Raw genomic sequence first — 4,657 nt, 5'->3', positions numbered from 1 at the left:
ACACCCGTTACAGTATTAGTGATTACATTACTATCAACTGTCGAAGCCGATAAACAAGTACCTCCGGTTACAGTGATACTCACGCTAACTTGATTGCCATTAGCTAAATTATCAACAACATAACTGTTAGAAGCACCATTTTGGACCGAAGTACCATTTATTTTAAAATCATAACTAGCTGTGCCGCCCGCAAAATTACCCGCAGTAGCGGTGAAAGTAACACTAGTACCATAGGCAAAAGTATTGTCTAAATCACTGCTGCTTAAAGAAACTGTTGGGGTTGTTAGAGGAGTTATAGTTACACTGGCCGGAGCACTAGTTGTACTACATCCATTAGGAGCAGTGTAAGTATAAGTGTAAGTGGTTGATGGACCGGTGTATGGATTAGCAATACTATAAATACCGGTTCCACCTGATGGCAAACCTGAACCAACTAAAGTGATAGCGCTTTCAGCACAACCGGTAACACTTTCTGCAGTTGCCGTTGGAAGTGCATTAACCGTAACTTGTCTTTGACTGTTAGACCAAGAACCGTCACATCCTGTTGGAGTAACAAAACAAGCAAAAGTAGCATTGCTGGTCAAAGCAGTTGGATTAAAAGTTGTCCCTGAACCCACAAGCGTCCATCCCAAAGGAATAGCTGAACCTGTTGGTGCAGTAGTCAAACCATCAAAACGATACCACTGGTATGTGTATGGAGCATTGCTTCCTGAAGCAGGAGTAACTGAAATAGCACTAGGAGCAGTACCGCTACAAATAGTTTGAGCTGGAGTACTCGTAGCACAAGGAGCTATAGGGGTAGCACTGTTTTTTGGAGTTGGTGTTCCCGAAGTATATTCTGTGCTGTTGCTATTAGCATCAACACAAACATTAGTCTTTGATATTGAATTTGTATTGGAAGGTGCTGGCGCGGCAGCAATACCAGAAAAAGTAGTTGAATTAAATCCAACAAAATCAACTATTGTTGAACCTGTTCCTCCGCTAATTGTTCCACTCAAAGCAGCTGTAGTATTGGTCAAGGCAACCTTTCCTGATGTTGCCCCCATAGACACAGTTCCTGTAGCATCAGGCGTTGGTAAATTAAGTGTACCTCCTGTACCTGCAGCTTGTTGAATTAAATAATAAGCCCCTGGTGCAATAGAACCATTCAAAGCAGTAACTGACCATGTACCACCCGAAGCAGAAGCATGTTGTATAGCCCAACCATTTAAACTAATTGTATTGGTTGTTGGATTAAATAATTCTATAAAATCATTTTTATAAGTAGCCCCGGTATTTCCACCGCCACCATAAATTTGACTTATTACCACATTCGGCCCAGGAGTTCCTGTCACTATGTTAGTAACACTACCCGCAACCAAAGGAGAACTTACCGTTACCGTTACAACTGAAGAAGGGTTACTGGCACAACCATTACCATCAATAACTTGAACACTATAATCACCGGAAGTCGTAACAGCGATTGAAGCTGTTTCCTCATCAGTAGACCAAAAATAAGCGTCACCCGTACTGGATGTTAAAGTCACACTGCCACCATTACAAAAAGTAGTAGCACCACTTGGCGTAATAGTTGGTGTAGCCGGTAAAGGATTGACCGTTACTGAAGTCGCTGCAGAACTTGCACTTTGACAACTATTTGTCGTCACTTGTACCGAATAAGAACCGGCAGTAGAAACTGATATTGATTGAGAAGTCGCGCCGTTAGACCATAAATAGGTATCGCCTGAACTGGCAGTTAAAATAACACTGTCACCCGCACAAAAAGTGATTGGCCCGGCTGGACTAACAGTAGCTTCTGGAGTATCTATTACGGTTACACTCACAACATTGGAAGCCAAAGCTTGTAAACTGTTATTTTGAGCACAATCATTATCAGTGGCATAAGCCACACAGAAATAATAACGAGTCTCTATTGCCGAAGCTAAAGTAGAAGGAGAATAAGTATTAGATGTAGCGCCATCAACTAAAGTAGCGCCTAATACCGTATTGCTTTCCGTTAAATTGTAATACCATTGGTATTGCACAGTTGGAGTTCCGTTTAAACCACTCGTGGTAGCAGTAGCGGTCAACAAAGTAGCCAACGAACCTTCACAAACGGTTTGATTACCAATTGGAGCTATAGCAGTACCGGAAGGACAAATAGGTTGAGCCGCAGAAGTCACACTAAAATTACCATCTACATAAGTAAAAGTGTAATTATTAGATACACCACCAGCAGCAACAATGGCATAATTTCCAACAGTATTGATATCTGCTAAAGGTGAAGTAGCCGTTGGAGCGGTAATCAAATCAGCGGCATCTTCCCCATTTTGAAAACCGGTATAACTCACAGTAAAAGCCGGGATGGATGTATTTTGAACAGCAGTTTTATCGTCAGCGGTCACCGTTAAACCGGCTTTAGCGATGGTGAAATTATAAGCTGCTGAAGTAGCTCCATTATAATTAGCATCTTCTGCAACCGTAGCCACTACCGAATAGTCTCCGGCATTAGTTGGTTTAACAGCAGTAGGACCATAAGATACCGGTCCAAAAGCAGTCCCCGAATAACTGTAAGTAACCAAACCTTGCGAACCGGTTACAATGGCACTTTCAGGTCCTTGTGGCAAACCGTTGTAATCTAAAAACGGAAAACCGTCAGCTTCTATAGTTGAATTAGCCTTATCAGTAGTAACATTAACAAGAGTTGTAACGGTGTTAAAATTTGTGGTGTTAGTTGGGGTAAAAGTTACGCTATAACCGGCAGTACCAACACCTGAAGGTTGCGTACTTGGAGTGGTAAAAGCAAAAGTACCCGCAACACTAGCCGAACCTCCACTCAAAACCGAGGAAGCTAAAGTCTGACCAAATATGATATTGGAAGCCGTTGGGCTAACTGTTATAGTTGGCGTGGCCTTATCAACCGTTAAAGTTTGCGTAACCGGAGTAGCCGCACAAAAAGTTCCATCACCAGCCTGTGAAGCTGTAATGGTAGCAGTACCGGCTCCTTGAATAGTTACATCACCATTAGCAGCAACGGTGGCCACATTAGTATTACTACTGGCATAAGTAACGGTTAAATTTGAAGATGCTGTTGTAGCAACACTGTAAGGAGCATCCCCAAAAGTTTTAGTAATGCTGGATGGCACAATTGCGGTTATAGCTTGTGAAGTACATGGGGCAGCTGTAGTTGCAGTAATTGATAAGTCATCGATTGCTACTCCATGATCATTACCTGCATCATTAATATCTGTCCAACGCAACATGATTTCTTCGCCAACAGGAATTGTAACAGTAACTGTTGCCGTTAAAACTGCTCTATTTGCAACTGCATTTCCATCAAGAGCTGCAGCTGTAGCTGTATTAGTTGGTGTATTAAAAGTAAGTGATGAAACGGCTGTAAATGTCCCTGTCAAACTAGTAACTGTTGCAGCTTGACGATAATCAAATGTTAAAGGTTGAGAAGCGGTATTACCTCCATTTCTCCATTGTTCACCTGTGTATGTTATCGATAAAGAAGTGATAACTTGACCTGTATCATTTTTTAATCTAACTCCATAATACAATGTCCCTGGAGTACCAGAACTCGCAGAACCCATTGCACGATCTGAAGCACTGGTTGTTCCGTAGTTATTAAACCTTCCGCTATTACTACCACCATTATCTGCAGTAAAAATATTAGGCACAGCATTTCCAGATGTTCGTAAAGCATAAATTCCAGTAATTGAAGTATTATCTGTTAAACTAAAATTACTTGTTCCAAGACCATCAAAATTTTGGGTCTTTGTCAAACCACCTGAAGTAAAGGATATCTGTCCCCAACTTTGTTGTGCATTCATTAGTAATAACAAAGCAAAACTCCAAAACAAAAACCACGAAGGCTTTCTAAAAAGTAAAATATTTTTCATATATAAAATGTTTAAAGCGGAAACAAAACTAAACAATATATGTGCTCAACAAGAAAAAAAATATTAACTAATTGTTAACCAATTACAAACAATCAATTGGTCGGTTTTTTATGTAGTTAGTCGAGTAAAAAATACCCCCCTTTTGAAAAAATACCTCTTTTGGAAATTAGTACTATAAGAAAATTAAGAGGATTGAGAAAAGTGGCCGATTATTAGTGGTCGGTTATGAACCATCAAGAATAAATTAAAAAGAAACCATCATTCAAAACACACAATCTTTGTCATTTCGTCTCGTCTATTTTGACGAGAGAGAAATCTAATTATCTTATAAACAAACCGAAACTCGAAACTCGAAACCTGAAACTCTCAATCCGTGTCAAAAACCTTCACACCATTCTCGCCATCATTACGTCCTAAGCGGTTAAACTAACAACTGACAAAAAAAATCCCCACCGTTAAGCAGGGATTAATTTATAATTCAAAATTTATAATTTAAAATAACAACTTATCGCTTCACAACTCTAAGCGTTCTAACCTCCTTATCTTGTGTCACAACAACGTTGTAAACACCACTCGGATAATTATTACCTATCGCCAAAGTACTTATGGTAGAAACTTTTGACTCACGCGAATCTACCAATCGACCAACCATATCATAAACTTTGATACTAACCGGTGATGCACTCTCTGTCGTTAAATCAAGTAAGAAATTGTTCTCAAATGGATTCGGATAAGCTTTAGCCGAAAACGGTGCTGCTACTATTCTCATGGTT

General features: G+C 40.0%; 2 protein-coding genes. Both read right to left on the bottom strand.

What is annotated here, in order from left to right; translation table 11 throughout:
* On the bottom strand, positions 1–3,884 hold a 3,884-nt coding region (locus ICG50_RS12940), incomplete at its 3' end, for a beta strand repeat-containing protein (RefSeq protein ID WP_187661319.1).
* Positions 3,885–4,389: 505 nt separating this feature from the next.
* On the bottom strand, positions 4,390–4,657 hold a 268-nt coding region (locus ICG50_RS12935; RefSeq protein ID WP_187661318.1), incomplete at its 5' end, for a T9SS type A sorting domain-containing protein.

Origin of the sequence: Flavobacterium buctense, assembly GCF_014486695.1 — a bacterium.
In the GTDB taxonomy this organism is placed as follows: Bacteria; Bacteroidota; Bacteroidia; order Flavobacteriales; family Flavobacteriaceae; genus Flavobacterium; species Flavobacterium buctense.
This window is presented reverse-complemented; position numbering and strand designations above follow the sequence as displayed.